Source organism: Streptomyces sp. NPDC006512, from assembly GCF_040611935.1.
Classification (GTDB): Bacteria; Actinomycetota; Actinomycetes; order Streptomycetales; family Streptomycetaceae; genus Streptomyces.
On sequence record NZ_JBEXPG010000079.1, the window covers coordinates 1 to 26,761 of the forward strand.

Genomic DNA, 26,761 nt, shown 5'->3' on the forward strand with positions numbered 1-26,761 from the left:
CTAGTGCCGTGACCGGGAAGGTCCACCGGGTCGCGACGCCCGGCACGGCACCTCTCCGCGTTGTCGGACCACGGAGGTACGTCCAGTACAAGCCGCGGCCCTCCGCCTTGAGATGCACCGCACCGGACGCCGCGACCCGGCACACCTTCCCGGCCACGGCACTAGCCATCGCGCCCGCCGGCCCTCTGGCCCTGTCCGGCGTCGCCCCGGAGGAGCCGGTGGCGCGCGGGTCTCACATCCGGTCGAGGCCGACCATCCGGCTCACGGCCTGCCTGATGGTGAGGCCGGCTTGATCCCGCGGCTGAGGAACCGCGGGTGGGGGAGTCGGGGGGAGATCGACGGCGATGACTTCGACGCGCTGCCCGGGGGCGGCCTGGGCGGCGATGCGGCCGCGTTCCCGCTCGGAGGCGGCGAAGAGGACGAGCGGGGCGAGACGGTTGCGCAGGGCGGGCAGGCGGCTCGCCACCGGGCAGATGACCGCGTACGGCTTGCCGCGCAGGTACACGGGCACGCCCATGGCGTACTCGGGACTGCTCTCGCGGGCAACACCGGGGTACGCGCCGGCCTCGTGGTAGACGAACTCCACCACCGGCTTGACCAACGCCTTCTGGCGTTGGAGCAGTGCCGCTATCGCCGCCAGGTGCTCCTGCTCGGCGGCCTTCCGCGCTTCGCGTCGGCGCCGCTGCACGGCGGTCAGCCGGTCGATGACCTGCTCTCGCCGGGCCGTCGCCCGGACCTGCTCTTCCTCACCTTCGAAGTACGAGCGGGTTGTCCACCGCCATGTCCCGTCATCGCCCCGCCCCTTGGCCCGCAGGCGGTGCGGGCGGGTGGTGTTCGCGCAGATGGCGGCGACGAAGCGGTCCAGCGGGAAGGGGTCGGCCGTCGTCCATGTGCCGTGGCCGCCGCAGGGCAGCGGTGCGTCGATTCCCGGTCCGCAGTCCTCGCACTCACACAGGCCGCAGTCGGCCCGGTCCTCGCACCACTCGGGTACGAAGCGGGCGGCCCCGGCAGTGATCTGGACGGGTCCGCCGTCGTCCGGCCGGGCGATCCGCACGGAGGGCACGTGGTCGAGCCAGGGGACGGTCTTGCGGTCGGTGAACCAGCACACCTCGACGCCGGCGGCACGGTACCGGTCGGTGCGGGCCTCGATGTCGGTGATGGGGATGGCCGCCATCTGCGCCTCCAGGGCCACGCGGCGGCTGCCGTCCGGCGAGGTGGCCATCACGTCCGCGCGCCAGGAGCCGTCCGGGGCGGCGACTTCGTACTCGGCACTCCACCCGGCCGCGCGGGCGTGGTGGGCGAGGTCGAGCTTGAGGAGGTGGTGGGCCATGCCTTCGCCCGCGAGCCGCGCCTCACAATGCGGGGCGTTGCCGGCATGGCGCAGGAACCACAGGTCGTACGCGCCGTGCGTCTTGTGGACCAGGTGCAGCCGCCAGGCGCATTCGTAGCAGGTCAGGGGTGCGGGAGGGGTGGCCTTGTAGATGCTCTCCCGGGCCCGTCCGCATCCAAGGTCGGCCTGGGTGGCGTCGATCCGCCCCCATTCTCCGTGCACCCCGACGAACACCATCGCTCTCTCCTTCTCTCCTTCGTTGCGCGGCGGACCCTCGTCCGCGACGGACGGCGGAGACCCGGTCTGACAAGAAGTACCCCGGACGGGACGGGCTGCTACGCCGTTCGCGGTAGGGGTGTCACCTTCCGCCACCCTTCCCCCTGGACCCGCTGACGCCCTGGCGGCTGTCGTGGCGTTGCGACGTCTTGCCGATCAACTGGAGGACGCGTCGTCGAGCAGGCCATGCGGGCGGGCTGGAGCTGGCCGCAGGTCTCCGAGGCGCTCGGTGTCACCCGCCAAGCCGTCCACAAGAAGCACGCCAAGCGGCTCATCGCCGCCGGAGTCAAGCTGAGGAGGCGCGGCGATGAGCGCGTTTGACCAGTACCTGCATGCGGTCATCGTGCGGGCGATGGACGAAGCCCGGGGTGACGGGTCGGCGACCATCGACGCACACCATCTCCTGCTGTCGCTCGCCGCCGATCAGGGGTCCACCGCACAGCAGGCCCTGGCCTCGGCCGGGCTGGATCGCGCTGCTGTCCGCGAGGCACTGGACCGCGAATTCGAGCACAGCCTCAGCGTGGTTGGAGTGTCTCCGGCCGCCTATGACCTTCCCAGGCCGAGCCACGCCTCCCACCAGCCCAAGATGGGTGCGTCCGCCAGACTCGCCCTGGATCGGAGCTTCGCCTCCGCCCGCAAGAAGGACCTGCGGTCAGCGCACCTGCTGCTCGGGATCCTGCAGGCTCAAGTCGGTACCGTGCCCCGCGCCCTCGCCCTGGCGGGGGTCGATCAGGCCGAGCTGGCGGACCGCGTACGGCAGACGCTCACCAGCCAGGAGCAGTGACCGAACACCGGGATGCGAGGAGGGCCACATGCACCGGCACACCACTCGTGCGGACTACGGCCGACCGGGAGCCGAACCGGCCGAAGCAGGGGGCGCGGCCCCTGAATCCGCGCCGGCCGCAGGGGCCGAGGGCTACGAGGCGGTCCAGCACTTACTCCAGCGGGCCGTGACGCACGGCGGCCTTCCCGGGATTCTCGCCGAGGTTCGCGACGGCGGCCGGCAGTGGTTCGGGACCGCAGGAGTGGCCGACACCCGCACCGGCCGCAGGCGTTCACGGCAGGACCGGTTCCGCATCGGCAGCATCACCAAGACGTTCGTGGCCACCGTCGTGATGCAGCTGGCGGCGGAAAGGCAGGCTGAGCCTGGACGACACCGTGGAACAGTGGCTGCCGGGCGTGGTCCACGGCCGTCACCACGACGGTGCAGGGGCGACCGTCAGGATGCTGCTCAACCACACCAGCGGGATCTTCAACTACACCGATGACCAGGAAGCACTGAACCGTTGCGAGACGCACCCGCCCCAGGCGCTGGCGCGGATCGCGATGTCCCATCCGCCCACCTTCACGCCGGGTTCGGGCTGGGCGTACTCCAACACCAACTACGTCCTCGCCGGCATGATCATCGAGCGGGTCACCGGCCGCGCGCTCGCCGAGGAGATCACGGAGCGGATCTCCCGCCCGCTCGGCCTGGCCGGTACGTACCTGCCGCACGGCAGCGACCCGACGATCCGCGGGCCGCACTCCCGGCACTACACGAAGCTGTTCCGGACGGACCCCGGCGCGCCGGTCCACGACGCGACCGAGCTCGACCCGTCCATGTTCTGGGCGGCCGGCGGCATGATCTCCACCGCCGGGGACCTCAACCGGTTCTTCGGCGCCCTGCTCGGGGGCCGAATCCTGCCACCGGACCAACAACGCGACATGTTCGCCACCGTGACCCCGTGACTGGATTCCCGACGCCGCCTACGGCCTCGGCGTCTCCTCGGTGAGACTGCCCTGCGGGGAAACGGTCTGGGGCATGGGGGGGTGCGCTCTTCGGATCGTGGTCCTACGCCTACGGCGCTCGCGACGGCGAGCAGATGGTCACCACCAACGTCAACGGCGACTGGAGCGACGGCGACTGGGACGACCCCATCGCCCTCTTCACCGATCTCCTCCAGGCGAAGTTCTGCCGCCGGGGCTAGGGACCGTAAGGGCGCGGAACTGTACGAGCATCGGGTGTGCGTTCTGGCGTCCGACACATTTTCGAGTGAGCGGCCGGGCAGCCAGTAGGCTGAGTGGGTGAACACTTCCCCCGCACTCCCGCGTTCGTTCCGGCTGCTCGTCACGGGCGGAGGCACGGGCGGCCACACTTACCCGGCCCTGACGGCGATCCGTACCCTGCAAGGCCGTCTCGCGGCCGCGGGCGCCACGCTGGACGTCCTGTGGATCGGCACCGCGGACGGTCTCGAAGCGCGTGTAGCCCCGGCGGAGGGGATCGCGTTCAAGACGGTGGCCACGGGGAAGATCCGACGTTCGTCGAACCCCCTCAAGATGTTGTCCGCCGCGAACGTGAAGGACATGGCGCGGGTGCCGCTCGGCGTGGCCCAGGCCCGGTCGATCGTGTCCGAGTTCCAGCCGGACGTGGTCCTCGCAACGGGCGGATACGTCGCCGTGCCGGCCGGGCTGGCCGCGCGGCTGTGCCGGGTTCCGCTGGTCCTGCACGAGCAGACCGTCCGGCTGGGCCTGGCGAACCGGAAGCTCGCGAGTTCCGCGACGCGGATCGCGGTGTCCTCGGAGTCCTCGCTGCCGCTGCTGCCCGCCGAGGTGCGCGAGCGCGCGGTCGTCACCGGGAACCCGGTGCGGCCGGAAGTCCTGGGCGGACACCCGGACAAGGCGGTCGGGGCGCTGGCCCTGTACGGCTTCGACCGGCGACTGCCGACCGTGTACGTCACCGGCGGCGCTCAGGGCGCCCAGCAGATCAACCATGTCGTCCGCGATGTACTGCCCTGGCTCCTGACGCACGCGAACGTGATCCACCAGTGCGGCCCGGCGAACGTGGACGGCCTCCGGTCAGCCGCCGCCGCACTGGACCCGGTCCTCGCCGGCCGCTACCACCTGACCGGGTTCCTCGGGGCGGAGCTGCCGGACGTCCTGGCGCTGGCCGACGTGGTGGTGTCGCGCAGCGGGGCCGGGACTCTGGCGGAGCTGACCGCGCTCGGCAAGCCCGCGGTGTTCATCCCGCTCGCTACGTCGGCCGGGAACGAGCAGGCCCACAACGCCCGGCACCTGGCCGACGCGGGGGCGGCGCTCGCGCTGCTCGACGAGGTCACCGGCCCCGCCCTCCAGAACGCGGTCGGCCCGCTCCTGACCGACCCCGCCCGACGGGCGGCGATGGCGGAACGGGCACGGACGTACGGGCGGCCGGACGCGGCCGACAGGCTCGTGGACGTGGTGCTGTCCGCCGCATCCGCCTGAACCGGCCGGAGCGTGCGGGCATGGCGATGACGGGGAAACGACGGGTCCTGTACCGGCAGGGCACCGGATTCTGGCGGATGACGGCGAAGTGGGTGCTGCTCTTCGGGGCCCTGTACCTGTTGGACGGCGGGCTGATCCGGTCGTGGGGCGACGCTCTGGTCTGGCCGCTGATCTGGCTCCTGCTGTGGGTGCCGTTCGGGATCGGCGTCGTCTGGTACCCGAAGAAGGACCAGCGCGTCGAGCTGACCACTCGTGAACTGCGGGTACGGCGCAAGCGGCTGCCGATGGAGAAGGTGAACCTGCTGCACGTGGCGCGGCTGTGGCTGGAGGGACGGTCAACCGCGGACGACCAGCCGGTGCAGGAATGGAGACGGTTCGACCGGGTGGTGTGGGTGCCGCTGCGGGACGGCCGGGCGTTCGGCGTGGAGTTCCGCGACCCGGCCGCGTTCGCCAAGGTCTTCGGCGCCTTCGCGGTCGCGGCGTGCGGCGGCCCCGACATCGTCCGCGCGAGGGCCGCGGCGGAGACCTACCCCGATCCCCTCCCGATACGACGCCGCACCACCGACGACGCGGGCTCCTGGCTGGACGTCCTGGACATCTTCAACTGACACCCGCCAACGCCGACGAGGAGCAGCACTCCGGCAGGGCCGCCTCGACGACGGACGCGTCGCCCGCGACGCCGCCGGGGTGCCGGGGTGCCGTCTCAGCGAGCCGGCCTGGAGGGGCCTGCGTCATGCCCGGATGGGGCTTGAACCAGATCGTCGCGGGTCATGTCCGAGCGACGGGGGAGCAGGGGGCGGGCTGCTCTTCCCAGCAGCCTGGACCAGCTCCCTCACCAGCGGTCACGCTCAGGGCCCGCTCAAGCGCAGCGAGCTTCCACCCCAGCCGTTGGTACCGCTGGCCGGGTCCATGAGCTCGGGATCCAGGTACTCCTGGCGTGACGGACTCGTCGGCGCCAAGCCCTCTGCGCCGCTCCTCTACTGCGGGTAGAGTCGAGGTATGGCAGACGAGACGAGCATCAAGGTGAGCGCGGCGACCCGTGACAGGCTGGCTGCGCTGGCGAGCGAGCAGGGCACCACGATCCGGCAGCTCGTCGAGGAGCTCGCTGAGGGGCAGCCGACCCAGGCCGAGTACGCGGAGCGCGCCGAGCAGGCTCGGGCCGAGTTCGCCTCAGTACTGGGCACCGTACCCAGCGAGGAGGCCGAGGCGAAGGCCCGCGGCCTCCTGGAGCGGCTCGGCGCCCGTCGGGGCTCGGCAGCCGCGTAGTGGGGCCGATCGCCGTCGTCCTGGACCACACGACCGCCACCGCCCTCCACGATCCCAAGGATCCGTCCAACGAGGCCGTCGCCGCGTTCTACGTCCAAGCCTCCGGCGGCCTGGGCACCGTCTACGCGCCCGTACTGTCCCTGACCGCCGGCAGCACCGAGCGGCCCGGCCTGCTCGCCTACATCAACGGACTGCGGTTCATCCAGATCGAACCGTTCGACACCGCCGCTGCCCTGACCGCCACGGAACTGCTGCGCACCGGGCACCCCTGGGCGGCCGTCCACGCCATCCACGCCGCACGCCCCTCCGCGGATTTTCCCGTCGGCCGCTACCTGCTCACCCTGGAGCCCGACCTGTACGAGGGCACCGGCGTGCAGGTCGTCCATCCGGATCACTGAGCGCCTCCTGGCGGACGATCCTCGGTGGGGAGACGGGCCAGGTTCGGCGCGAAGCAGGTTCCTGTCAGGAATGGCCTGAGCGGCCGTCAGCCACCAATGGGCTCGGTGCCTCCGCCTGGTACGCGATCTGCTCGGGACGACGGGGTTCGGGGGAGACCATGGCGGCGACGGCGCCTGCGTCCTGGGCCAGGCGCCGCAGGACAGGACGGCTCTCCTCGTTGATCTCACCGCGGGCGGCCATGTGGATCAGGACCGCCTGGCGCTTTGCCAGCCAGGCCGAGGCTTCACCCGGTGGAAGAGGCAGCCGACGCTCGTCATCCAGAGCCCCGGCCGCGGCCGGTTCCCCGGGCCACCGGCCATCGGGACCTCGCTCCATGGAGTACAGGTCGGCTCCGGACCGGTTGGTGATGGCGATGCGGTGTACGGCAGGGCTCTGTTCGGCCGCTGTCACCGTCTCCGGCACCATCCGGTAGGCCAGGTCCTGGAGCGCCGGCGGGGTCCAGCGGCCACCTTCGAGGAAGCGCTGGAGGGCGTCGAGCCTGCTTCGCTCCTCCCGCACGGCGAGGGCGACCACCTCCACCTTGCGACCCGCGGCGGCAAATCTCTCAGCCGTACTGATCGTCATGGCCGGGTCACGGAAAACGCCCTCCAGGAGGAGCCCGTAGCCGTTCTGGAGCGTGTGCTCGATGCTCATGCGGACCCAGGCACCTGAGGCCTGAGCGGTCGCGGTCTCACGGGTCTGCGCGTCCTTGGTGAGGAGCTCATCGTAGGACGGGTGGAGCGGGCGCAGCTCGTCCCCGGTGAGCGGCACGACGGTGCCCTGGTGCCGCTCGGCGGTGGTGGCCATGGCCGAGCTCTTCCCGGCGGCGGGCTGCCCTCCCAGGAGCACCAGAACGGGATCGTTCTGCGGCTGGTAGTCGCCGAAGACGAAATCGCGGACGACTTCGTCGAAGAGCGCTCGTAACCGCTCTTCGGTCAGGAAATACGTGCTCGGGTCGGTCACGGGGCCGCCGCCACCTCAGCGATGACCTGCTTCCAAGCGGAGATGTGCTCCAGCAGGGCCTGACGGTCATGCGGATCCACTGCTCGGCGGTCGTCTCTGATCTTCAGTACCAGTTGCCACCATTTGTCGCGTTCGGCGGCATCTTCGGCAGCGTAGTAGCGGGCCATGTAGCGGCCGATGAGCTGGTTGCCGGTCTCGGCGAAGATGTCGTAGACCATGGCGGTATCGGTGTTCTCAAACGGATCGGGCTCAGGGGTCACAGAACTCCTCCCTAGCAGTGTGGCGGGATGCCCGCCGATGCTCATGATCATAGGTGGAGCCTTACCCATAGGCGGCGGCGGTCGGCCAACGTGCGGCTTCCAGAGTCCAGTTGACCCACCGGCCGTTTTCGACCGAGCCGACCACGACGGTGCCGGAACGGCCCGAAGCCCCGCCCCTGCCTTGCTCCGGGAGGCTTGGAGTCAGACCAGCACGGGAGCCTCGTCTCCCCAAGTGGGCAGGGACCGTCCGCAATCGCCACCGTGACCTTCTCGAACGCCTCCACATCTCTGTGAGCACCCCATCCGGGATGGATGGCTGGATGGCCGGTCAGCCGGGCGTCGCTTCAGACCAGCCTCACCAAGTGCACGCCTCGAAGCAGCAGTCGCTCTCCCAGGCACGTACGAGGTCCTGGGCCGCATCAGTTTCGCTGAGCCGGCTGGTTCTTCCCGCCCGCGCTCTCCCAGTCCCTCAGGGACTGAAGGGCTACGAGCCTGGTCCGTCATCGGCTGGCATCGGACTTCCCCCACCCCGAAGAGTCCCTTCAGTCCCTCACCGTTCAGTCCCTCTCTAAAAGTGCAGGTCAGAGCCTTCTTGCTTCAGTCTCAGGGACTGAAGGGACTCAGTTTCGACTCTTCCACTCTTCGTGTGCGCGTATGTATGTGCGAGCGCGTAAAGAGCCTGTTCTCTGGTTGAGTCATAACTAGAGAATTGAGTCCCTTCAGTCCCTGCCTGGGGAGCGAGAACGGCCCCGAGCTGCAGGTTTGGCAGTGACTGAAGCTCCAGGGACTGAAGACGAAAAACGAGGGTCTCGGACCCTGGTCCAGGGGGAGAGGGATCCAGGGGGAGGGGGAAGCAGGGACCAGGGACCGGAGGCCGGCGTGGCCGGGAGCAGTCACAGCTCGCCGATCGGAAGCGAGCCCGTGGGTCCCTGCCGGAGGGGCGACGCGCCCGGGAATCCCAAGTGGGACAAATCCTCAGGTCCTTCGCAAAACCCCAATCTGCCCCCGGACCCAAGGGACTCAAGGGACTGAAAAACAACTACGAGGCCAGCGACCTGCAGAGCACTGTCAGACTGCTGCGCTAGGCTCCGCAATACCGAAACTTCGGTCCCTTCAGTCCCTGGCCGGGGAGAAGGAGGCCGTGCTCAGAACCAGCAACGAAGCCAGGCAACCTGTCGAGGAAGCAGAACGTGCCAGCCCACACCGGCAACCGGACCTACTCCGCCCCTGCCTCCGAGCAGCCCCTGAAAGTGGCGCGCTGGTTCGCCGCACACGGCTACCCGGTACACCCGTTGGCTCCGGGGACGAAGACCCCGCCCGCGAACTGCTCCAACTGCGGCCCGGCCACCGCGCACCACGAGCCGCAGACGTGCCCGTGCCTCCCCGCAGGCCGCTGGTGCCACGGCTTTCACGCAGCGACCACCGATCACACCCTGATCGAGGCGTGGTGGCGTCAGCAGCCGGAGTTCGGCGTCGGCGTCTCCTGCGGCCCGGCAGGCGTCCTCGTCATCGACATCGACGCCCACTCGCCGGTCCTGCCCGACCGGCAGCGGCTGCTGCCCGGGATCCGCATAGACGACCGTGTCGACCTGGAAGGTCTGGCTTCCGGATTCGACACCCTCGCGCTCCTCGCCGCCTGCCGCTCACAGCCGAACCCGGCAGACGACACGGCCACCCTGCGCGTACGGACGCCCTCCGGGGGACTGCACGTCTGGTACCGGGTGCCCTGTGCCGGACCCCGCTACCGGTCCTCCAGCGGCTCCAGCCCTCGCGTCGCGCTCGCCTGGCAGATCGACGTCCGGGCCACCGGCGGCTACATCGTCGCGCCCGGAACCCGCACCCTCGCCGGGACCTACCAGGCACTGCCCGGCTCCAGCACACCTGCCGCGCTGCCCCTGTGGCTGAGCGCCGAACTCATCCGCACCGGACACACCGGCACCCCCACGACACCAGCCCCCACGACAGCAACCGCCACGACACCAGCCGCCCCCGCCCCGGAGCCTGCCCGCCGCACCCGGCCGCAGGGTTCGGACGCCCACCGCATCCTCAAGCCCCTCCTCGACGAGGTGCGCGCCTGCGCGACCACCCCCTCCGGGACGGCGTTCACCGAAAAACTCAACCGCGCCGCGTTCACCGCGGGAGGCCTGTCAGCCGCCGGACACATCACGCAGGCCGAATGCGCAGGCCTGCTGGCCGAAGCCGCCGATGCCGCACGACCCGAGCACAGCCGCAGAAACCAGCTGGTCATCGACTCCGCACTCCGCGCCGGCGGCAACCGCCCGATCCATCCCAAGGGACGTTCATGAGCAGCGCAGGCAGCACCGGGTTCGACGCGCACGCCGCGGCCGAGCAGCTCGCCGTCTTCAATGCCGAAGCCGCCCCCTCCGCCGCACCGCAGCTGCCCGCCCAGCAGGGCGCCCTCGCCGCCGGCTTCAGGCCGGGAGACTTCATCCAGTCGGGGCTGCTGGGCAACCTCACCGACCGGGGGAACGCCAAGCTCTTCGCCCATCTGCACAGCCACCGCTTCCGCCACGTCGAGGGACTGGGCTGGTACGTCTGGGACGAGTACCGGTGGAAGCGCACCGGCGGAGAGAAGTCGGCGATCTGGGCCGCCGGGGACATGGCCGAGGACATGCCCGTGCACGACCCGCGCGGCGTCTTCACCGACCGCGAGCTGAACCAGCACCGCAAGCGGGCGATGTCCACCTCCGGGGTCAAGGCCATGCTCGCCCAGGCGAAGGCCTCGCCCGAACTCGCCCTGGACCCCGACACCCTCGACGGCGACAAGTACGCCCTGTGCACCCCCGCCGGCGTCGTCGACCTGCGCACAGGGGACCTGCGCAAACCCGACCCCCGCCGCGACCTGCACTCCCGCGCCACGTACGTGGCACCCGAAGCCATGCCCACGCCCCGCTTCGAACGCTTCCTCACCGAAACGTTCGGCGACGACGACAAGGGCAGGGAGATGATCAACTTCCTGCACCTGCTCCTCGGGTACTCCATCACCGGAGACGTCGGAGGCCAGGTCCTGCCCTTCCTCTACGGCATCGGTGCCAACGGCAAATCCGCCCTCATGGACGTGGTCATCAAAATCCTCGGGGACTACGCCGACGTCGCCCCGCCCGGCTTCCTCATGGAACGCGGCAAGTTCAACGAACACTCCACCGAGCTGACCGAACTGCACGGCCGCCGCCTGTTCGTCTGCAGCGAGCTCAAGCCCCACGACAAATTCGACGAGGCCCGCGTCAAGCTCCTCACCGGCGGCGACCGCCTCAAAGCACGCCGCATGCGCCAGGACTTCTTCAGCTTCGAACCCACCCACAAACTCTGGCTCCTCGGCAACCACCGGCCCGAGGTCGGCACTGGCGGCCACGCCTTCTGGCGCCGTATCCGCCTGATCCCCTTCGACCGCGTCGTCCCCGACCATCGGAAGATCGACAACCTCGCCGAGGAACTCGTCGCCGACGAAGGCCCCGGCATCCTCCAATGGATGGTCCACGGCGCCATGGCCTACCTCGCCACGAAGCCGTCCCTCGGCGGACCCACCGTCGTCCGCACCGCCACCCAGGCCTACGCCACCACCGAGGACCACATCGGCCGCTTCCTCGCCGAATGCTGCACCACGGCCGCCAGCCTCGACGAACCCTGCGACCTGCGCGTCGAGCAAGGCGCCCTGTACCGCGCCTACAGCACCTGGTGCCAGGAAGGCGAAGGCCTGCGCCCCGCCACCACCCGCGCGTTCGCCACCCGCATCCGCGCCGAAGCGGGCATCTCCTCACCCAGCGAGATGCTCCGGTCCAACGGCCAGAAGTTCTACCCCGGCCTCGCTCTCCTCACAGAGGACAGCGCGCCGGGCGAGGCGAACGGAGCAGCCCGCACGTGAACCGACCCCTGCGTACTGTCCGCGGCAATCCCAGCCCCCTACGATGGACGGAAGAAACCATGACCCACGCCCGGCTCGCCATAGCCGGCGCACGGCAACCTGCCGCGCACAGGGCCGCCTGCCCGACCGGACAGGAACGCAAGACCGAGGAGGGACGAAGGCCATGAGCTCGCTACTCGAACCGAGCGATCTCGCCCACGAGGACAAAGTGGTGTGGCTGGAGGACCCCGACGAACTCGACTACGTACGTCAAGCCCTCGACAAGACCCCCCGCCGCCGCGGCAAGCCCCGCTACTACCGGGACGGCCGGATGATCGGCTTCACCGAGCTCGGCGACACGGCAGAGGCAGACCCTGACAGCGGCCTGCAAAAACGCCGCGTCTTCTACCTCCTCCCGCACGACCGGGACGCCGAACCCCACGGCCTCTACAAGGAGGGCGCCCCCGGAGAGGCCGTCGACCCGCGCACCATCGCGCCCCGCAAGGTCGGCCTCAAAACGCCGCGCTCCCAGCGCGGACTCGCAACCAGCGAGCCAGGTGCCTGATCCAGTCCCTTCAGTCCCTGCCGTTCCGGGAAAACGGCTCTGAGCTGCGCCTTCACCCAGGGACCAAGGCCTGCCCGGGCTGATGCCGAGTCCGGTCGCGACTCCCGCGACCGGACTAATCTGAGCAGGTTCAAGCAGATGTCGGGGTGGGCCGGGCGCGTCTTCGCGACCGGGGATCATCGAGGGGTAAAACGAACATGAAGCTCAGGCGAATGGCCGCCGTGGCTGCCGCCGCAGTGGTCGGCCCGACGGTGCTGACCGTCACGCCGGCCATGGCTCAGGACAAGCCCGCGCTCTCAGCCCCTGACGCACTCCCGCAGGCAGGAGCACAGGCCGCAGGCGCGGCTGCCGGGGCAACGGCAGAAGGACAGGCGGCCGCATCGGGTCCCGCCGCGAAGTCGGTGGCGAGCCCGGGGTACCGCAACAACGGCCCCAAGCTCTCCATGACCGGCGTGCCGAAGACCTTCGAGGCCGGTGGGGGCTGGACACAGCTCACCGTGACGGCCGACAACCGCGGCGGGCTGCCTGTCGACGACTTCGTCGCGGCGGTGGGAGTCGCGCAGGAAGCCGGGAACGTCAAGGCCAAGCACATCAAGGCCGAAGTCCGTCAAGCCGACGGGTCGTGGAAGTCCGTCCCGTTCCGCCTGGACCGGGGCGAGACCGTCTACGAGGTAGAGCTCCCCGAGCGTGACGTCCCGACGGAGCAGGTGTACTCCGCCGAGGTCCGCATCGCGTTCACGGCGGACACCCCTGCCGGAGCCTTCGAGCTGTACGTCGGCGGGGAGGGGCACCGGCCGTCACCGCCGCCGCACCGCCTGATGCGTCAGCCCCTGTGAACGCTGCCATGCCCGCGAGCGTGCGGGCATGGCAGGGCAGGAGCAGAGCGCGCCAGGCCGGCACCGGAAACGAAGAAGGACGTCGCAGGCGTCCGCTCTTGAACCCGTGTCCTACATCCGTGTCTGACCGAGCTCTGACCGGCCGCCGCTACCGCTATTGAAGCGCTGGCAGCCGCCACCCCATGGCATCCGTCGCATCTCGGCCGAGCCAGGCTCGCCCGCCGCGACGGCCGACACCCCGAATCCCGATTACCTCTGGAGTACCCGAATGTCTGACCGTACCGGCCTCGTCCTCGACTTCGGCGGGGTGCTCACCACACCGCTGCTTCCCGCGGTACTCAACTTCGAGAAGCGCGAAGGGCTGGCGCAGGGAGCCTGCATCAACGCGCTGTACAGGGACCCGGAAGGCGTGCGGCTCACCAACGCGCTGGAGCGTGGTGCGATCACTCAGGTCGAATGGAACGAGGCGGCCGCCCCCAAACTCGGCGTCGCCCCGGACAACCTGATGGGCAGGATCTTCGCCGACCTGCGTCCCGAGCAGGCCATGATCGACGCGGCCGCCGCAGCACAGCGGGCCGGAATCAGGGTCGGCATCCTGTCCAACTCGGTCGGGCTCTCTCCCTGGAACCTGTATGACGGATACGAACTCGACGTGCTCTATCACAGCGTGGTCATCTCCGAGCAGCACGGGATGCGGAAGCCCGACCAGGAGATCTTCGAGGTCTCGCTGAAGCTTCTGGGGCTGTCCGCCGAGGAATGCGTCTTCGTGGACGACACCGAGGGCTACCTGAAGCCGGCAGAGGACCTCGGCTTCGCCGTGGTGCACGCGCAGGACCCCGAGCAGACGATTTCCCAGCTCGAGGCCCTGCTGGGGGTGCCCCTGGCCGAAGGCCACTGATCCGGCTTCCGGCCTCCTGAGCGAGGGAGGGGCTGGGTCTCATGCTCTTCCCCGCCGCCGCGCCGACGGTGATCGCAGCCGGCACGGCGGCGGGGAGGCAAGGGACGGAAGGGCGGCGCCCTTGGACGCGTGCCGGCCGGACGGCTCCGTCGCGGGCGAACATGGGGCAGGGCTGGTCTGACCATCCCCAGCGGGACAACCTCTTGGAGCACCTCGGGAAGAGTGGGACGGCGTGGACATCACCGTGCAGTGGGTACGGACGTCTTGGACCAAGGAGTCCCGGGGGAGGCGAGAGCGCTGCGCGCAGGGATGCCGCCCCGACCGGGTTGCCTCTTCCCCATGCATCGAGGTCGCTGGCGCACGTGGTGCGCATGCGCGAGGAGGACGGATTTCAGCCCGCCGAAGGCCGGCCTCGGGACTGGTCGGGGCGCATGGTGAGGTGTCGCGTATTCGCCGTAGCCGTCGGTCGATCGTCACCCTGTGTCGGTGCTCTCCGGCATGATGATCGGCGTGAACACCGAGATACTGATAGGCGTCTGGCAGCGGCTTCTCGCCGACCCTCGCAAGTCGTGGGTGCTGTTCGAGCATGGCACTTGTGTCGTGGTGACCGCTCAGGAGGGGGAGCTTGCTGAACAGGCAACCGACCTCCTGAAGAAGTTCGGCCCGGCGCATGCCGGATCTTCGGCAGGAGACTTTGGGGTGATCGACCTCAAGGACGTCGAGGGATGGGTCGTCACGGGGCATCACAACGACGTTCTCACCTATGTCGGCCTCAACGAGCCTCAGGATCAGACGCAGATCGCTGTCGGGCTGTTCGGACGTTCCAAGCGCCACCGGGACGGCACCGAGCTTCACGTCGTCCACGTCGAGGACAAACGAGGCTCAGCAGACCCGGCGTGAGTACCGCGCTTCAGTGCTGGTGGACTTGGAGGCTGACCGGGTTCATGGGTTGTCCGGGCTGGCGGTCGGGGAAGAGCCACTGTGAGCTCCTGCTGGCGTAGGGCAGGTGTTGCCGGGACTGGGTGTCAGCCCGCATCAAGGCGGCGACGGGATCCGGCAGCGGGGAGGGCGGGTCTCCCCGCCGGACGGTGACGGTGGTGTCGTCGTCGGTAATGTCGTCGATGGCAGCTCGCCGGTTCGGGGGGTGGCGGGCGGTGAGGTCCATCGCGGAGAACGCGCCGTCGTGGATGCGCAGCGCCACTTGGTCGTGGTGGAGGACGTCGAGCACGTCGAGGATGTGGCCGGTGCCGCGCACAGGGCGGAACATCTCGGAGATGGGCACGGTGTCGCCCGGCCGCGCGTAGGTGAGCAGTTCGCCGAACGTCGGGCGCTGGAAGGGGTGGCGGCGGCTGGAGGTGCCCGGTCCTCCTCGAAGACGACCGGGTCCTCGATCCCGGCCTCGGCCAGGACGAGGTTCTGCAGGGCGGTGGACTGCTGGTCGGTCGAGACCCGCTTGTAGACCAGGTTCGCCACCGAAGGGCCCCTTCCGTACGGAGGATCGGACCCGGCCTGTCGGCAAACGATCGTTTGCCGACAGGCCGGGCCGGCTTGATCCCGCCGCCCGGGTCCACTGCGCTAGACAGCGGACTGTCCGGGCGGGTCGGGCGGTGGGAGGCTGCGGATCGTGTCCGGGTTGATCTCGGACAAGCGGGCCTTGTCGTGCCACCGACGGAATGGGCTTGTCCGGGTGACGAAACGCGGTCGACGGTCGGCGGGGCGTCTTGGCTCTGCCTGCGCTCGCACCGCAGCGAACGAGGGCGTGCCCGCACTCCAGATCGCTACCCTCATCGGCTGGTTCGGTGACCAGGTCAGTCAGTTCCGTCGGTTGCCCTAGGGGATGACGAGTAGCTTGCCGGTGGTACGCCGGGCCTCCAGATCGCGGTGAGCTTGGGCGACCTCGGCGAGCGGGTAGCGGGCCGTCACGGTGGTCTCAAGCGCCTTGGTACGCACCAGTTCAAGCACGTCGGCGGCGCGCCGGAGCAGCTCGGACCGGTCGGCGATGAAGTGCCCGAGGCTTGGCCGGATCAGGGTCAGCGAACCGCCGTGGGCGAGCCGGATGGGGTCGAAGGGCGGCACTGCACCACTCGCGGCGCCGAAGAGCACCAGGTGGCCGCGGGTTCGCAGGCTGGCGAGGCTCGCGTCGAAGGTGTCCCTGCCGACGCCGTCGAAGACGACAGGCACGCCCTGACCGCCATGGAGCCGCTTCACCTCGGCCGCGAGATCGTCCACTGCGGAGTAGAGGATCACCTCGGCGGCCCCGGCGCGCCGCGCCAGCTCGGCCTTCTCCGGTGTCGAGGTTGTGCCGATCACTCTGCCGCCGAGATGGGTGATGAGCTGGGTCAGCACGAGCCCCATGCCGCCGGCGGCAGCGTGCACGAGCACCGTGTCGCCTGGCTGGACCGGGTAGGCGTCCTTGACGAGGTAGTGCGCCGTCATGCCCTGCAGCAGCACGGCGGCGGCGGCCTCGAAGTCGACGCCGTCGGGCAGGGGCACGAGCCGGGAGGAGTCCACGACGGCCTGCTCGGCATAGGTGCCGGGAATATCCACCCAGCCGACCCGGTCTCCCACAGCGACGTGGGTGACGCCGGGACCGACCTCGAGGACCGTGCCCGCACCCTCAGTGCCCGGGGTGAAGGGCAGCGGGAGGGTGTACCGGCCCTGGCGGTGGTATACGTCGAGGAAGTTGACGCCGGACGCGGCGACCTCCACGACCGCCTGGCCAGGGCCCGGCATCGGCTGATCGATGTCGACCAGTCGCAGTACCTCGGGACCGCCCACTTCGGAAACCTGAATCGCTCGCATGACCCCTCCTGAAACGGCTAAGTTCCCTCACCAACTCCGGTCGTGACGATCCGATTCCCGCTTGTGGTGAGGTGTCGTAGCCGTCTCGTGCCCAGGTGGGAGAAAGGCGCCACCGACGGAACGGGCCTGCCCAGGTGGCGAAACGCGGTCGACGGTCGGCCGGGCGTCCTGCCGCGCGGATGCGGGTGCGGGTGCGGGCGCGGGTGCGTCGGCTTGAGGCTTGGGGGAGGTGGGTTCGGGCAGGGCGCGGAAGAGGAGCCAGCTCAGGGCAGGCATGGCGATCAGGGGGGTGAGGGCTGTCTTCAGGGAGGTGGAGTCGGCCAGGTGTCCCAGCAGGGGGCTGATGAGGCCGCCGATGCTGACGGTGAGGCCGAGGGTGACGCCGCTGGCAGTACCGATACGGGAGGGCAGGTAATCCTGGCCCAGGGTGACCTGGAGGGAGAAGGGGACGTACAGGCCAACGGAGGTGAGGGCCACGAACAGGAACATGGCCGGGCCGGGTGCGTAGATCACTCCGGTCACGGCGGCGACGGAGAGCAGGTAGGACCAGCGGGAGACATGGACGCGGTCGTAGCGGTTGGCCACGGACCCTCCCAGGACCGAGCCGACTGCGCCGCCCAGGAACAGCAGGAACAGGGCGATGGTGCCCGCGGTGGTGCTGCCCTGCATGCGCTGCTGGGCGTAGAGGGAGATGAAGGTGCTGAGGCCGGTGAAGACGATGGAGCGGAAGACGACCGCCAGGGACAGCTTCACGAACGAGGCCACGTCATCGGCGCCCCGCGGTGCCTCCGTCTTGGACGCGCCGGTCTCGGGCCGGGCGAGCATCCGGAGCAGGGGCACACACAGAGCGGCGCCGGCGAGTGCGGGCAGGACCAGGACGGGCGTCCAGCGCAGGGAGCCGTGTCCGATCACGGCCGACACCATGAGCGGGGCAAGTGCGAAGCCGATGTTGCCGCCCAGGGAGAACCAGCCCATCGCGCTGTGACTGCCTTCGCTGGCCAGCCGGGCCACGCGGGCCGACTCCGGGTGGTAGGCGGCCACCCCGATCCCGGCAACAGCGACGAAGAACAGGGTGAGCTGGAAGGAGCCGCTCAGGCCGCTGAGCGCGATGCCCACCCCGCCCAGCAGAGTGCCGACCGGCAGCAGCCACGGCATCGCCCACCGGTCGGTGAGTGCCCCGAACACCGGCTGGGCCACCGACGACAGCAGGGACGCGGCCAGCACGATGCCGGAGGCGACCGCGTAGGTGTAGTCCCGTTCGGCCATGAAGAACGGGATCAGCGCCGCGACGGCGCCCTGGTAGATGTCGACGCAGGCGTGTCCCACGGCCAGCAGGGAGATCGATGTATTCCTTCGCACGCTCCCATGCTGGGAGAAGCGCACGGTGTCGCGCTTTCGGTAGATTGACAGGTGATGCAGAAAGTCCGCCACGCATCCGTTGCGCCGACCCGGACCCAGCGCCTGGCCTCCGGCGGCGAGATCGATGCGCACCGCCATGACGATCACCAGATCGTCTACGCCGGCCGGGGCGCCATCGCGGTGACCACCGACGCCGGTTCCTGGGTTGCCCCCGCCACCCGCGCGCTCTGGATCCCCGCCGGCACCGTCCACCAGCATCAGGCACACGGCGAACTCGACCTCCACCTCGTTGGCCTGCCCGCCACCGACAACCCCCTCGGCCTGGACAAACCCGCCGTCCTCGCCGTCAGCCCCCTGTTGCGCGAACTCATCGTGGCGTACACCCGCGACCCCGACGACGACAGCCCACCCCACCTGCGCCTGCGCGCGGTCATGCTCGACCAGCTCGCCCTCTCCCCCGAACAGCCGCTACACCTGCCGGTCCCCACCGACCCTCTGCTCCGCGAACTGCACGACATCCTGCGCGCCGACGCGGCCGACAACCGCTCACTCGACGACCTCGGACGCCAGATCGGCGCCAGCGCCCGCACCCTCTCCCGCCGCCTCCGCGACGACCTCGGCCTCACCTACCTGCAGTGGCGCACTCAGATCAGGCTCCACCACGCGCTGATCCTCCTGGCGGACGACATCCCCGTCACCGCGGTCGCCCACCGCTGCGGCTGGTCTTCCGCCAGCACCTTCATCGACGTCTTCCGCCGTACCTTCGGCCACACTCCCGGCGCCCGCCCCGCCACCTGACACAGGACCAGGTCTCCTAGTGCTGCCCGCCTCCGTCGTCGTCCTCGTCCCGCTCCAGTGCGTCTGGGTCGCGCAGCGGGCGCAGAGCGCCGGCGCCCGGGACGTCGGCGGTGAAGCTGGAGCGGCCGAGCGCAAAGGGTGCTCATGGCGAGCGACTGGAGCTGTTTCAGGGCGTCGCCGTTGGCCGGCGCGGTCGAAGCGGTGGCACGTCTTTCCGGTGAGTTCGTTTCAAGCCCTATTGGCCCGGTGCGCAGCGAGCGGTGTCCCTCTTCGTGAATTCGGTTGTCCCGGGAAGAGGGTGTCGTACTCGTACGTGGCCAGCTTGGGGCCGTCGGCCGCTCGCGGGTCGTAGGAGTAGGTCCGGGAGTTGCCGGTCGCGTTCGTGAGCCGGGCCGGCTCGCTCGTGGTCGTGTACGCGTAATGGCGCGTAAATGGATTGGGCCGTACTCACCTTCGGCCTTGCCGCCCTTTTAGGGGATTCGCTCGACGGTGCGGGCACGGGCGTCCGCGATCACGTTCGTGGCGGTGTCTCCCGTGGGCGCGAGGCTGTCGGTGCGTTCGGCCCTGGGATAGGCGGTGGTGCGCCATTGTTCTTGTCCCTTGGAGGAGAACACCGAGCCGTCGCCCGGCCGAGGCCGTTCTGCGGTGCGGCCGTTGCGGTCCACGGTCTTGAGCGGGAGCCTGCGCAGACCAGTAGCCGCCCCCCTCCGGCGTGGGCGGCGCGTAGGGGCGCGGCCCACGAAATGGTCCGGACGGGGAACAGGCATTCGGCCAAAATGCCGCCCCCAGGGTTCCCCGGTGACGCATATTCGATCTTCGCTTGCGCGACCCGAACTGTCGTGCGAAATTTGGCGGCGGTCATACGTGGACGTTCGCCACATTGCATCAGCGAGCACGGTGTGGATTCACGGGTCCACCCCTTTTCGCGTACCGCACGCGCCCTTCGCCGTTCAAGGAGTAAAGATGCGCAAAAGCGTGCCGGGCTTGCCTGCGCCGTAGCCACACTCATGGCCAGTACTTTCCCGCTCCCGCTGCTCAGGTCACGGTGTGTGCGTACAACAGCTGTGCCAGTGCCATACAGAAATGGGGGCAGTCCAGGTCTGCGACGGTGACGCCGACGGCAACGCGGTCGCGAGCAATTCCTACCGCGACCAGGGACCTGGAAGGTCGCGCCCGTGGCGGCGCCGCCCGAACGACCTCAACAGGCGGCCACCACCGGCCAGGCTCGTACGCGCAAGGAGCAGCCGTGCCCTCACCGACACCCACCACACCGGCCCTGTCCCTCTCAGTCCGGGGCCTGCGCTACCGCGTAGCCGGACGGACCCTCCTCGACGACCTCGTCCTCGACGTTCCTGCCGGTACGAGCGTGGCCGTCACCGGCCCCAGCGGGTGCGGCAAGTCCACCCTGCTGAACTGCCTCGCCGGAATCACCCTCCCCGACGCCGGGAAGGTCACCATCGCAGGCCACGACATCACCGCGGCCTCGTCCTCCAAGCGGGCGGCTCTACGCCTGGCTCATGTCGGGATGGTCTATCAGTTCGGTGAACTCCTCCCCGAACTCACCGCGTTGGAAAACGTCGCACTGCCGGCCCTCATGTCCACCACGCCCCCGGGGGATGTGTACGCGCGTGCCGAGTCGTTGCTCGGCGAACTCGGCCTCGACGGCCTCCGGGCTTCTCCCACCGCCACCCTCTCCGGCGGTGAACGGCAACGGCTTGCCGTGGCCAGAGCGCTCATCGGCTCTCCGGACCTGGTTTTGGCCGACGAACCCACCGGGTCCCTGGACGGCAAAGCCGCTCACGCCGTCGCCGAGCTGCTCTTCGCCCTGCCCGCAGAGCAGCGGTGCGCACTGGTGGTCGTCACCCACGCCCCGTCGGTGGCCGAGCGCGCGGACGTGGTGCTGGCATTGGCCGACGGAAAGCTGGAGGGCGTCCGGTGAGATCCGAAGGCGGTTCTGGCACGCGCCTCTTATGGAGCCTGGGTTTCCGTATGGCTCGCACCCGGGGAGGATCGGCGCATCGAGCGGCCCTGATGCTCGCCGCCCTGCTCGCTCTGACCACGGTGTGGGCCGTGGTGGCCGCGCATGGCGTTCATGACCGGCGCGATGCCCGCATGACCGCGCGCAACCCCGTCCCCGTGGTACCCGCGGAGGCGCAGGCCCGCTGGTGGGAGCGGCCCGACGAGGTGGGGGAGCGGGCCGTCTCCGTGATCTACGTGAGGCCCCTGACCTCCTCCGTAGCGCCTCCGCCGGGCCTCACGCAGTGGCCCCGGCCAGGCGAGGCGTACCTGTCTCCCGCCCTCGCCGAGACGGCCCCCGACCGTTACGGGCGTCTGACGGGCCGTATCTCACCTGCCGGTCTCGCGGACGGCGTCGAGCTGGTGGCGTACGTCAACCCGTCCGTGGAGGGCTTCTTCGACGAGGTCGATGAACCCACGTCCTTCATCGGCGGATTCGGCGGATTGGGTGAAATCGGCGGCCGGCAGCAGCACGGCATGTTCTTCGTCAACTCCCACCAGTTCGACCGGGGCATCGCCGAGCTCGATCTGCTCGTGGCACTGATCGCGGGCGTGCCCGTGGTGGCACTCGTACTCGTGGCAGCTCGCAGCCGCTCGGAGGTACGTGAGCGGCGACTGCTGCTCCTCGACTCTCTGGGGATCCCGGTCCGGGGCCGGGCCGTGGTGGTGGCGGCGGAGGCCGCCCGGCCGCTGGCCGGCGGGATCCTGGCCGCCTGCGTACTGGCCGCGGCCGTGTCGGTGACCTCGCTGGTGCTGCCGTTCACCGGCTACCGCGTGTGGGCCGGTGATCTCCGGGCATCCCTCGGGTGGCTTCCCGTCTGCGCGGCGGGCACGTTCGTCGTGCTGCTTAGGCTGAGTGTGACCGGCTGCTTCGTCCGCCGCCGCGGTGAAGGGTCGGCGCTGACCCGCTCGGGCCCGGCCGTCGGCGGCCGGTGGCCGGGCAGGGTGTTCGTGGGTGCTGTCGTGGTGGCCGCGTGGGGGTCGGAGTACCGGGGGACCGTGGGGAAGATCGCTTTCTCGGCCGGGGCCATGGCCGCCCTGATCGCCCTTCCCTACGCCGCCGCTCGGCTGGCCCGGTTCCTCGGTGCCCGCCTGGCCCGTAGCGGCGGCCGACGCGGGGACGCGGCGAGGATCGTGGCCGGCCGATGGCTGGCGGCCCGGCCCCACGCCCTGGCCCGGCTCAGCGCCGCGCTCGTCGTCGGCCTCGGGATCGTGGTCATCGGGCAGGTCATCACCACTCAGTTCGCCGTGCCCGCCGAGGCTGCCCGGTCCCGGTTCCAAGCCGGGGACGGCGCACTGATACAGGTCCGGTCCCGTAACATCCCCGCCACCGCCGACGGGTTCGTCGCGGCAATCGGCGCCGAGCGCGTGGTGCGCTACTCACCCGAACCCGGTCGTCAGGGGCTCCGGCTCACCGGCACCTGCCAGGCTCTGGCCGCGCTCGGGGCCGTCACCGAGTGCCCCTCCGAGCCCGAGGGCGTGGAGAGGGTGTTCACCAGCCTGACGCCACTGGGGCGGGAGGTGTTCGACACGGCGGAGATGCTGCCCCGCCGGCCCGTCACGGTGTGCGCGTGCGCCGCCCCCGCGGAAGGAGACAACGCCCTGTTCGGGTTCCTCGTGGTCAACCGTGACGGGGCGCCCGGGGTGGAGTCGGTCGAGCGGGCTGCTTACGGGAACTTGATCGGCCCCATGACCGAACAGCCGGGCCAGTCCTGGTACCTGGGGTCGGCTGCCCAGGCGGCCCAGGTGCGGTGGCTGCTGGACGTCGCGCTCCTCGGCATCGCTGCCTTGGCCGCCGCAGGAGCTCTCGGCGCCGCAGGAGTGTTCATGGAACAGTCGCAGGCTCTCGGCCCGCTGGCGGTCTACCAGACCGGGCGGGGCTTCTACCAGCGGATGGCCCTGTACAACCTTGCCTTGCCGCTGGCGGCCGTCGGAGCTGTCGGATCGGGTGTGGCGGCCCTCCTGGGCACCTTGATGATCAATCTGGGCAAGGGGGGCTGGATGTCCCTTGCCCTGCTCGGCGCCGGCATCGCCGTGGTGGCCGTGTGCGGAGTGGTCGTGGCGTGGTCGTGCGGACGCACCGCCTCCGCGCATGCCGCCTCATGGGCACCACGCGCCGACTGAGCACCCAGGAGCAAGGCACCGGCGGACGATGGCGTTCGCCGGGGTGTCGGGCTTCCGGGGTGGCGGGGTGGTCGGCCGCACGAGGCGCGGATCAGCAGTGACATCAGACCGGTTCGACAAAGGGGTGGGGACTGAACGTAAAGAAGATCATCGGCGTCACGGCTGTGGTGCTCGTGGCGGCCGGGTCTGCGGGCTGTTCCGCTGCACAGGTGTCGCAGAAGGCGGGGGAATCGGCGCAGAGCGTGATGGCCGCACTGTCCCGTGTGTCGGACGACGCGTCCAAAGCGGGCTCGGCCGAGATCAGCGTGACCGTCACGTCCCCCGACACGGGCGGCAAGCCGGTCCAGATGAAGGGCTTCTACACCTGGGGCGACGGCGTCGCCATGGAGACCGAGATGGCGGCGAAGGAGATCGGGATGGAACCGCTGGTCGCCGACGGTACGGTCACGGCGCGGCTCGTGGACGGCACGTACTACTACGGCGTCGACCCGGTGGCCTCGGGCCCCTTCGAGGGAAAGACCTGGCTGAAGGTCGAAGCCTCCGCGGTGCTGGGCGAAAAGGGCGCGGCCGGCATGAACAGCGTCAACGGTGACCCGACAGCGGGCCTGAAGACACTCAAGTACGCGAAGGATGTCACCACCGTCGCCACGGAAAGCGTCAACGGCAAGAACGCCGTCCACTACCGTGCGACCGTGCCCGCCGGCCAGGTCGCTTCCGACGCCGCCGACATGCAGAAGAACCTGGGCCTCCAGGGCGAGATCGTCACGGACATCTGGATCGACGACAACGGCGCTCCGGCCCGCCTCGACCAGAGCGGCGGCAACGTGTCCATGTCGATGGAGTTCCTGTCCTTCGGCGCGAACAGGACCGTCGAAGCCCCGCCGGCCGCCGACACCGCCGACATGACCGAGTTCATCAAGAAGCAGAAGCAGGGCGGCACGGCCTGACCCGTACGGCACCCGTCCCCGTACCACTGAGCCGGGCGGCCCGGTCGCTCCCGTACCGCCTTCTGGGCAGGTGGGCCGGACGAGGCGGCGGTGCTGCGACTGGTGGCGGCTGACCGGCTGACCTGCTGACTGGCTGCCCGGCCAGCCAGCCAGTACCAGGTCCGGCCATGCTCGCCGAGCCCCTGGCGGGCCGCTCCCCGGTCGACGCGGGATGGTGGGCCGAACTGGAGGCGCCGCGGACCTGGCTCGCGGTGGACCGGGACGGGGCGGTGACGGGTGCCGTCTCGTACGCGCTCCGGCCCAAGGACGGCACCGGTCAGCTCCTGTGGCTGCACTGCCGCGAGGACGAGCTGGCCGCCGACCTGCTGGTCCGCCATGTCCTGACCGTGTTCGGTACCCGCAGGGTGGAGGCGTTCCACTGCGCCTCCGCCCTCTCCCAGGGCCTCGAGGCACTCCCGGCCGGCCACCGCCCCGCAACGGTGCGGGCGTTGGAGCATGCCGGGTTCACCGGCGAGCGGCTCTGGCGCTACATGCGCGCCGCCCTCCCCGCCCCGGCCCTGCCCCGCCTGGCCCACGTCCGGGTGGGACCTGACCCGGAGGGCCGGCCGGCCCGGCGCCTGGAAGCGGAAGAGGGGGCCGGGTGCGTGCCGAAGCCGTGGTCAGCCTGCCGCTCCAGGAGACCGCCGGCGATCCTCCTCTGGAAGACGTCGCTGCCGGACTCCTCCATGCCCTCGATATCGTGCTGACATGCAGAAGATCGGCGTGCGCAACGACAACCAGGACATGCTCTGCCTCCTCGCGGAGCCCTGGGGTACCGATCACTGGATGCGGCCTGGTGCGTCACTTGTGGTCGCTGCAGAAGGGGATCCGACATCTTGGCCCTTCGATGTCACAGTCCATCCTGACGGCGTGAGCGTGATCGTGAACAAGCACTACGTTGTTGAGGTGTTCGATCACGCTGGGGCGCCGGCACCATGCGGATTTCAGCGTCCTGCGGACTGGTAGCCGTCAAGATCGGAGCCAGATGGTGAGGGCTGCTGCGATTGCGGATCCGGAATAGACGTAGCCGCGCTCGTCGTAGCGAGTGGCCACGGCCCGGTGCTGTTTGAGTTGGTTTTGATCGCTCGTTCGATGTGTTGAGCTTCTTGTACCGCTCCTCGTCGAAGCCGGGTGACGTCGTCGTCCGTCACCACGACCAGCCTCAACCAGGGCGCTCCATCCCTGCCCACGGAACCACTATGGGGCCCAGTCAAGGCGAGCCGAAATCCCATGGAGGCCTCCTGCATGGCGTGGAATGATCTTGGCGACTGCTGACCAAAGGGAAGGCTGAAACGTGTACGTACCGTCATCTGCACGAGCTCTCGATGATGACGAGCGTGAGCTCGTGGAGCTGGCACGCCGCACCATAGACGCGCATACGGACGCCGGGCCCGACGAAGACGGGATCCACACGATGGGGGCCGCGGTCATGGCCGCCGACTACCGGATGTTCGCCGGCGTGAACCTCTACCACTTCACCGGTGGACCCTGCGCCGAACTCGTGGCTCTGGGAGCCGCACGGGCCCAGGGCGCCCGCCAGATGCGCTGCATCGTTGCCGTGGGAAACCACGGACGGGGTGTCATCGGCCCGTGCGGGCGCGATCGGCAGGTCTTCGTGGACTACTACCCCACCATGCGCGTCATCGTGCCGACTCCGGCGGGGCCCAGGTCCGTTCTCGCCGCCGACCTGATGCCGCTGACTCAGCGATGGACCCCGGAGGGCATGAGCGGTCTCGACCCCTCGCTCTACCAAGACCCTGAGACGGCCGGTCCCCCGATCATCCGGTTCAACCCCCGCTACCTTGAAGCCGTCCGCTCCGGCGCCAAGACCAAGACCACCCGCTTCCGGGACCCGGCCCAGCTCGGGCCGGCACGGCTGGTGTTCGAAAGCGACCCCGAAGTCGTCCTGTCGGCAGAGGTGACCGGCATCAGGCACTGCCTGGTCAGCGACCTCACCCACCAGGACGCCCAAGCCGAGGGGCTGACGACCGCGACCGAACTCCGGGAAGGCCTCAAGAGCCACTACCCGGATCTGGCGGGAACCGACGAAGTCGACGTAATCACCTTCCAGATCAACGACAACCGGTGAGCCCGTCACTGTCCTGTCCCTGACACCCGAGGCGTACGAGGGCACTGGTCTCTCCCCCCCCCGCGACCCACCTGGCCGGACGGCGCAGGGCCTGCGACGACATACCACCACATACCCGACTGCCGGCCAGGTCTCAGCGGGGTCGGCTGAACGATCCGAGTAGGTCCAGGCCAGGCACATCGAAGTCACAGATCGCTGCTTCGACGACGTCAGACATGCCCGCGACGTGCTGGAGGCGGTGCTGAAGAGGCTGCCGGAACGAGCCCGTGCCGAGCTCGGCCGGCTCGTGAAGCCTATGGCCGCGATGTTCTTGCGCCGTACTCATTCGTGCATCGGCGCCAGTGGCGGACATAGTTCTGGTGGTACGGCCGCCTGGCCGACAGGTCGGAGTGGGGGTGACGGAGGCCATGGTCGCCCCCTGCCGAGGGGGGACGATCACGGCCATGGGTGTTGTGTTGACGGCGTCGACCCGGTCGTGGAGGGTTTCGTAGGCGCCGGGGGAGGGAGCGCGGGCAGGCTGCGGCGCAGCAGGTTCGTGATCATGCCGGGGTTGTAGCGGGGCTCACCGTCGAGGTGAAAGTTCTTGCGGCTTCAGGTCACCCGGGTGGGTGGCGGCTTTCACCGCAGCGTGGGTCACGAGACCTCTTCTGCAG

Annotated in this window: 27 protein-coding genes and 2 pseudogenes; 21 read left to right on the top strand and 8 right to left on the bottom strand. The window is 69.7% G+C overall.

Annotated elements, in window-relative coordinates; genetic code table 11:
- Positions 1-232 precede the first annotated feature (232 nt).
- Positions 233-1,567, bottom strand: a complete 1,335-nt coding sequence (locus ABZZ17_RS35730) for a competence protein CoiA family protein (protein ID WP_356882752.1) — start codon at positions 1,565-1,567, stop codon at positions 233-235.
- Positions 1,568-1,685: 118 nt separating this feature from the next.
- On the opposite strand from ABZZ17_RS35730, the pseudogene ABZZ17_RS35735 reads away from it, so the two are divergent.
- The 8 genes and pseudogenes from ABZZ17_RS35735 (at position 1,686) to ABZZ17_RS35770 (ending at position 6,510) form a co-directional block, all read left to right on the top strand.
- Positions 1,686-1,927 (top strand): annotated as a pseudogene (locus ABZZ17_RS35735) (hypothetical protein).
- On the top strand, positions 1,914-2,390 hold the full coding sequence (locus ABZZ17_RS35740; protein WP_356882754.1) for a Clp protease N-terminal domain-containing protein: 477 nt from the start codon (positions 1,914-1,916) through the stop codon (positions 2,388-2,390). The pseudogene ABZZ17_RS35735 and the gene ABZZ17_RS35740 overlap by 14 nt, the downstream one beginning before the upstream one ends.
- A gap of 28 nt (positions 2,391-2,418) precedes the next feature.
- Positions 2,419-2,874: a serine hydrolase gene (locus ABZZ17_RS35745; RefSeq protein ID WP_356882755.1), complete on the top strand. Its 456-nt coding sequence runs from the start codon at positions 2,419-2,421 to the stop codon at positions 2,872-2,874.
- Entirely contained in the window at positions 2,765-3,334 is a 570-nt protein-coding gene (locus ABZZ17_RS35750) for a serine hydrolase domain-containing protein (RefSeq protein ID WP_356882757.1), read from the top strand. Before ABZZ17_RS35745 ends, ABZZ17_RS35750 begins: the two co-directional genes overlap by 110 nt.
- A gap of 336 nt (positions 3,335-3,670) precedes the next feature.
- Positions 3,671-4,846 carry an undecaprenyldiphospho-muramoylpentapeptide beta-N-acetylglucosaminyltransferase gene (murG, locus tag ABZZ17_RS35755; protein ID WP_356882759.1) on the top strand — a complete coding sequence of 392 codons (1,176 nt, stop codon included), beginning with the start codon at positions 3,671-3,673 and terminating at the stop codon, positions 4,844-4,846.
- Positions 4,847-4,866: 20 nt separating this feature from the next.
- Positions 4,867-5,454, top strand: a complete 588-nt coding sequence (locus tag ABZZ17_RS35760; RefSeq protein WP_356882761.1) for a hypothetical protein — start codon at positions 4,867-4,869, stop codon at positions 5,452-5,454.
- Positions 5,455-5,845: 391 nt separating this feature from the next.
- The gene (locus ABZZ17_RS35765) at positions 5,846-6,112 is read left to right on the top strand and encodes a hypothetical protein (protein ID WP_356882763.1); all 267 of its coding nucleotides are present in this window, start codon (positions 5,846-5,848) and stop codon (positions 6,110-6,112) included.
- Positions 6,112-6,510 carry a hypothetical protein gene (locus ABZZ17_RS35770; protein WP_356882765.1) on the top strand — a complete coding sequence of 133 codons (399 nt, stop codon included), beginning with the start codon at positions 6,112-6,114 and terminating at the stop codon, positions 6,508-6,510. The genes ABZZ17_RS35765 and ABZZ17_RS35770 overlap by 1 nt, the downstream gene beginning before the upstream one ends.
- A gap of 64 nt (positions 6,511-6,574) precedes the next feature.
- Here the strand turns inward: ABZZ17_RS35770 and ABZZ17_RS35775 are convergent, their stop codons facing one another.
- The gene (locus tag ABZZ17_RS35775; protein ID WP_356882767.1) at positions 6,575-7,513 is read right to left on the bottom strand and encodes a zeta toxin family protein; all 939 of its coding nucleotides are present in this window, start codon (positions 7,511-7,513) and stop codon (positions 6,575-6,577) included.
- Entirely contained in the window at positions 7,510-7,824 is a 315-nt protein-coding gene (locus ABZZ17_RS35780; protein ID WP_356882769.1) for a hypothetical protein, read from the bottom strand. The genes ABZZ17_RS35775 and ABZZ17_RS35780 overlap by 4 nt, the downstream gene beginning before the upstream one ends.
- Before the next feature lie 1,199 nt (positions 7,825-9,023).
- On the opposite strand from ABZZ17_RS35780, the gene ABZZ17_RS35785 reads away from it, so the two are divergent.
- The 6 genes from ABZZ17_RS35785 (at position 9,024) to ABZZ17_RS35810 (ending at position 14,834) form a co-directional block, all read left to right on the top strand.
- On the top strand, positions 9,024-10,079 hold the full coding sequence (locus ABZZ17_RS35785) for a bifunctional DNA primase/polymerase (protein WP_356882824.1): 1,056 nt from the start codon (positions 9,024-9,026) through the stop codon (positions 10,077-10,079).
- Entirely contained in the window at positions 10,076-11,656 is a 1,581-nt protein-coding gene (locus tag ABZZ17_RS35790) for a phage/plasmid primase, P4 family (protein WP_356882771.1), read from the top strand. Before ABZZ17_RS35785 ends, ABZZ17_RS35790 begins: the two co-directional genes overlap by 4 nt.
- Before the next feature lie 163 nt (positions 11,657-11,819).
- Positions 11,820-12,200 carry a DUF6009 family protein gene (locus tag ABZZ17_RS35795; protein WP_356882773.1) on the top strand — a complete coding sequence of 127 codons (381 nt, stop codon included), beginning with the start codon at positions 11,820-11,822 and terminating at the stop codon, positions 12,198-12,200.
- Between the two features lie 197 nt (positions 12,201-12,397).
- Positions 12,398-13,036: a hypothetical protein gene (locus ABZZ17_RS35800; protein ID WP_356882775.1), complete on the top strand. Its 639-nt coding sequence runs from the start codon at positions 12,398-12,400 to the stop codon at positions 13,034-13,036.
- A gap of 268 nt (positions 13,037-13,304) precedes the next feature.
- Entirely contained in the window at positions 13,305-13,934 is a 630-nt protein-coding gene (locus ABZZ17_RS35805; protein WP_356882777.1) for an HAD-IA family hydrolase, read from the top strand.
- Between the two features lie 498 nt (positions 13,935-14,432).
- Positions 14,433-14,834, top strand: a complete 402-nt coding sequence (locus tag ABZZ17_RS35810) for a hypothetical protein (RefSeq protein ID WP_356882826.1) — start codon at positions 14,433-14,435, stop codon at positions 14,832-14,834.
- Positions 14,835-14,844: 10 nt separating this feature from the next.
- Here ABZZ17_RS35810 and ABZZ17_RS35815 read toward each other — a convergent pair whose 3' ends face one another.
- From ABZZ17_RS35815 to ABZZ17_RS35825, 3 genes are all read right to left on the bottom strand, one after another.
- On the bottom strand, positions 14,845-15,216 hold the full coding sequence (locus tag ABZZ17_RS35815; protein WP_356882779.1) for a hypothetical protein: 372 nt from the start codon (positions 15,214-15,216) through the stop codon (positions 14,845-14,847).
- 548 nt (positions 15,217-15,764) lie between these two features.
- The gene (locus ABZZ17_RS35820; RefSeq protein WP_356882781.1) at positions 15,765-16,736 is read right to left on the bottom strand and encodes a quinone oxidoreductase; all 972 of its coding nucleotides are present in this window, start codon (positions 16,734-16,736) and stop codon (positions 15,765-15,767) included.
- Between the two features lie 27 nt (positions 16,737-16,763).
- Positions 16,764-18,095 carry an MFS transporter gene (locus tag ABZZ17_RS35825; RefSeq protein ID WP_356882783.1) on the bottom strand — a complete coding sequence of 444 codons (1,332 nt, stop codon included), beginning with the start codon at positions 18,093-18,095 and terminating at the stop codon, positions 16,764-16,766.
- A gap of 54 nt (positions 18,096-18,149) precedes the next feature.
- Here ABZZ17_RS35825 and ABZZ17_RS35830 point away from each other — a divergent pair, with 54 nt between their 5' ends.
- Positions 18,150-18,893 (top strand): helix-turn-helix transcriptional regulator, encoded by a 744-nt coding sequence (locus tag ABZZ17_RS35830; protein WP_356882785.1) that lies wholly within the window; start codon positions 18,150-18,152, stop codon positions 18,891-18,893.
- Positions 18,894-19,363: 470 nt separating this feature from the next.
- Here ABZZ17_RS35830 and ABZZ17_RS35835 read toward each other — a convergent pair whose 3' ends face one another.
- Entirely contained in the window at positions 19,364-19,558 is a 195-nt protein-coding gene (locus tag ABZZ17_RS35835; protein WP_356882787.1) for a hypothetical protein, read from the bottom strand.
- A 581-nt stretch (positions 19,559-20,139) separates the two neighbouring features.
- Here ABZZ17_RS35835 and ABZZ17_RS35840 point away from each other — a divergent pair.
- From ABZZ17_RS35840 to ABZZ17_RS35860, 5 genes are all read left to right on the top strand, one after another.
- Positions 20,140-20,832, top strand: coding sequence for an ABC transporter ATP-binding protein (locus ABZZ17_RS35840; protein ID WP_356882789.1), 693 nt, complete (start codon positions 20,140-20,142; stop codon positions 20,830-20,832).
- Positions 20,833-21,005: 173 nt separating this feature from the next.
- Positions 21,006-23,033: a hypothetical protein gene (locus ABZZ17_RS35845; protein ID WP_356882791.1), complete on the top strand. Its 2,028-nt coding sequence runs from the start codon at positions 21,006-21,008 to the stop codon at positions 23,031-23,033.
- 209 nt (positions 23,034-23,242) lie between these two features.
- Positions 23,243-23,980 carry a hypothetical protein gene (locus ABZZ17_RS35850; protein ID WP_356882793.1) on the top strand — a complete coding sequence of 246 codons (738 nt, stop codon included), beginning with the start codon at positions 23,243-23,245 and terminating at the stop codon, positions 23,978-23,980.
- Positions 23,981-24,147: 167 nt separating this feature from the next.
- Entirely contained in the window at positions 24,148-24,726 is a 579-nt protein-coding gene (locus ABZZ17_RS35855) for a hypothetical protein (RefSeq protein WP_356882796.1), read from the top strand.
- 1 nt (position 24,727) lies between these two features.
- On the top strand, positions 24,728-24,985 hold the full coding sequence (locus tag ABZZ17_RS35860; RefSeq protein ID WP_356882798.1) for a hypothetical protein: 258 nt from the start codon (positions 24,728-24,730) through the stop codon (positions 24,983-24,985).
- A gap of 3 nt (positions 24,986-24,988) precedes the next feature.
- Here ABZZ17_RS35860 and ABZZ17_RS35865 read toward each other — a convergent pair.
- A pseudogene (locus ABZZ17_RS35865) lies at positions 24,989-25,096 on the bottom strand (IS5/IS1182 family transposase); the annotation flags it as partial.
- A gap of 268 nt (positions 25,097-25,364) precedes the next feature.
- On the opposite strand from ABZZ17_RS35865, the gene ABZZ17_RS35870 reads away from it, so the two are divergent.
- Positions 25,365-26,108, top strand: coding sequence for an ASCH domain-containing protein (locus ABZZ17_RS35870; protein WP_356882800.1), 744 nt, complete (start codon positions 25,365-25,367; stop codon positions 26,106-26,108).
- The last annotated feature ends 653 nt before the right edge of the window (positions 26,109-26,761 follow it).

Coding starts and splice junctions, on each gene's coding strand:
- ABZZ17_RS35730 (WP_356882752.1), bottom strand. CDS start 1,567: ATGGTGTTCGTCGGGGTGCACGGAGAATGGGGGCGGATCGACGCCACC.
- ABZZ17_RS35740 (WP_356882754.1), top strand. CDS start 1,914: ATGAGCGCGTTTGACCAGTACCTGCATGCGGTCATCGTGCGGGCGATG.
- ABZZ17_RS35745 (WP_356882755.1), top strand. CDS start 2,419: ATGCACCGGCACACCACTCGTGCGGACTACGGCCGACCGGGAGCCGAA.
- ABZZ17_RS35760 (WP_356882761.1), top strand. CDS start 4,867: ATGGCGATGACGGGGAAACGACGGGTCCTGTACCGGCAGGGCACCGGA.
- ABZZ17_RS35765 (WP_356882763.1), top strand. CDS start 5,846: ATGGCAGACGAGACGAGCATCAAGGTGAGCGCGGCGACCCGTGACAGG.
- ABZZ17_RS35780 (WP_356882769.1), bottom strand. CDS start 7,824: ATGATCATGAGCATCGGCGGGCATCCCGCCACACTGCTAGGGAGGAGT.
- ABZZ17_RS35790 (WP_356882771.1), top strand. CDS start 10,076: ATGAGCAGCGCAGGCAGCACCGGGTTCGACGCGCACGCCGCGGCCGAG.
- ABZZ17_RS35795 (WP_356882773.1), top strand. CDS start 11,820: ATGAGCTCGCTACTCGAACCGAGCGATCTCGCCCACGAGGACAAAGTG.
- ABZZ17_RS35800 (WP_356882775.1), top strand. CDS start 12,398: ATGAAGCTCAGGCGAATGGCCGCCGTGGCTGCCGCCGCAGTGGTCGGC.
- ABZZ17_RS35805 (WP_356882777.1), top strand. CDS start 13,305: ATGTCTGACCGTACCGGCCTCGTCCTCGACTTCGGCGGGGTGCTCACC.
- ABZZ17_RS35810 (WP_356882826.1), top strand. CDS start 14,433: ATGATGATCGGCGTGAACACCGAGATACTGATAGGCGTCTGGCAGCGG.
- ABZZ17_RS35820 (WP_356882781.1), bottom strand. CDS start 16,736: ATGCGAGCGATTCAGGTTTCCGAAGTGGGCGGTCCCGAGGTACTGCGA.
- ABZZ17_RS35830 (WP_356882785.1), top strand. CDS start 18,150: ATGCAGAAAGTCCGCCACGCATCCGTTGCGCCGACCCGGACCCAGCGC.
- ABZZ17_RS35845 (WP_356882791.1), top strand. CDS start 21,006: ATGACCGCGCGCAACCCCGTCCCCGTGGTACCCGCGGAGGCGCAGGCC.
- ABZZ17_RS35855 (WP_356882796.1), top strand. CDS start 24,148: ATGCTCGCCGAGCCCCTGGCGGGCCGCTCCCCGGTCGACGCGGGATGG.
- ABZZ17_RS35860 (WP_356882798.1), top strand. CDS start 24,728: ATGCAGAAGATCGGCGTGCGCAACGACAACCAGGACATGCTCTGCCTC.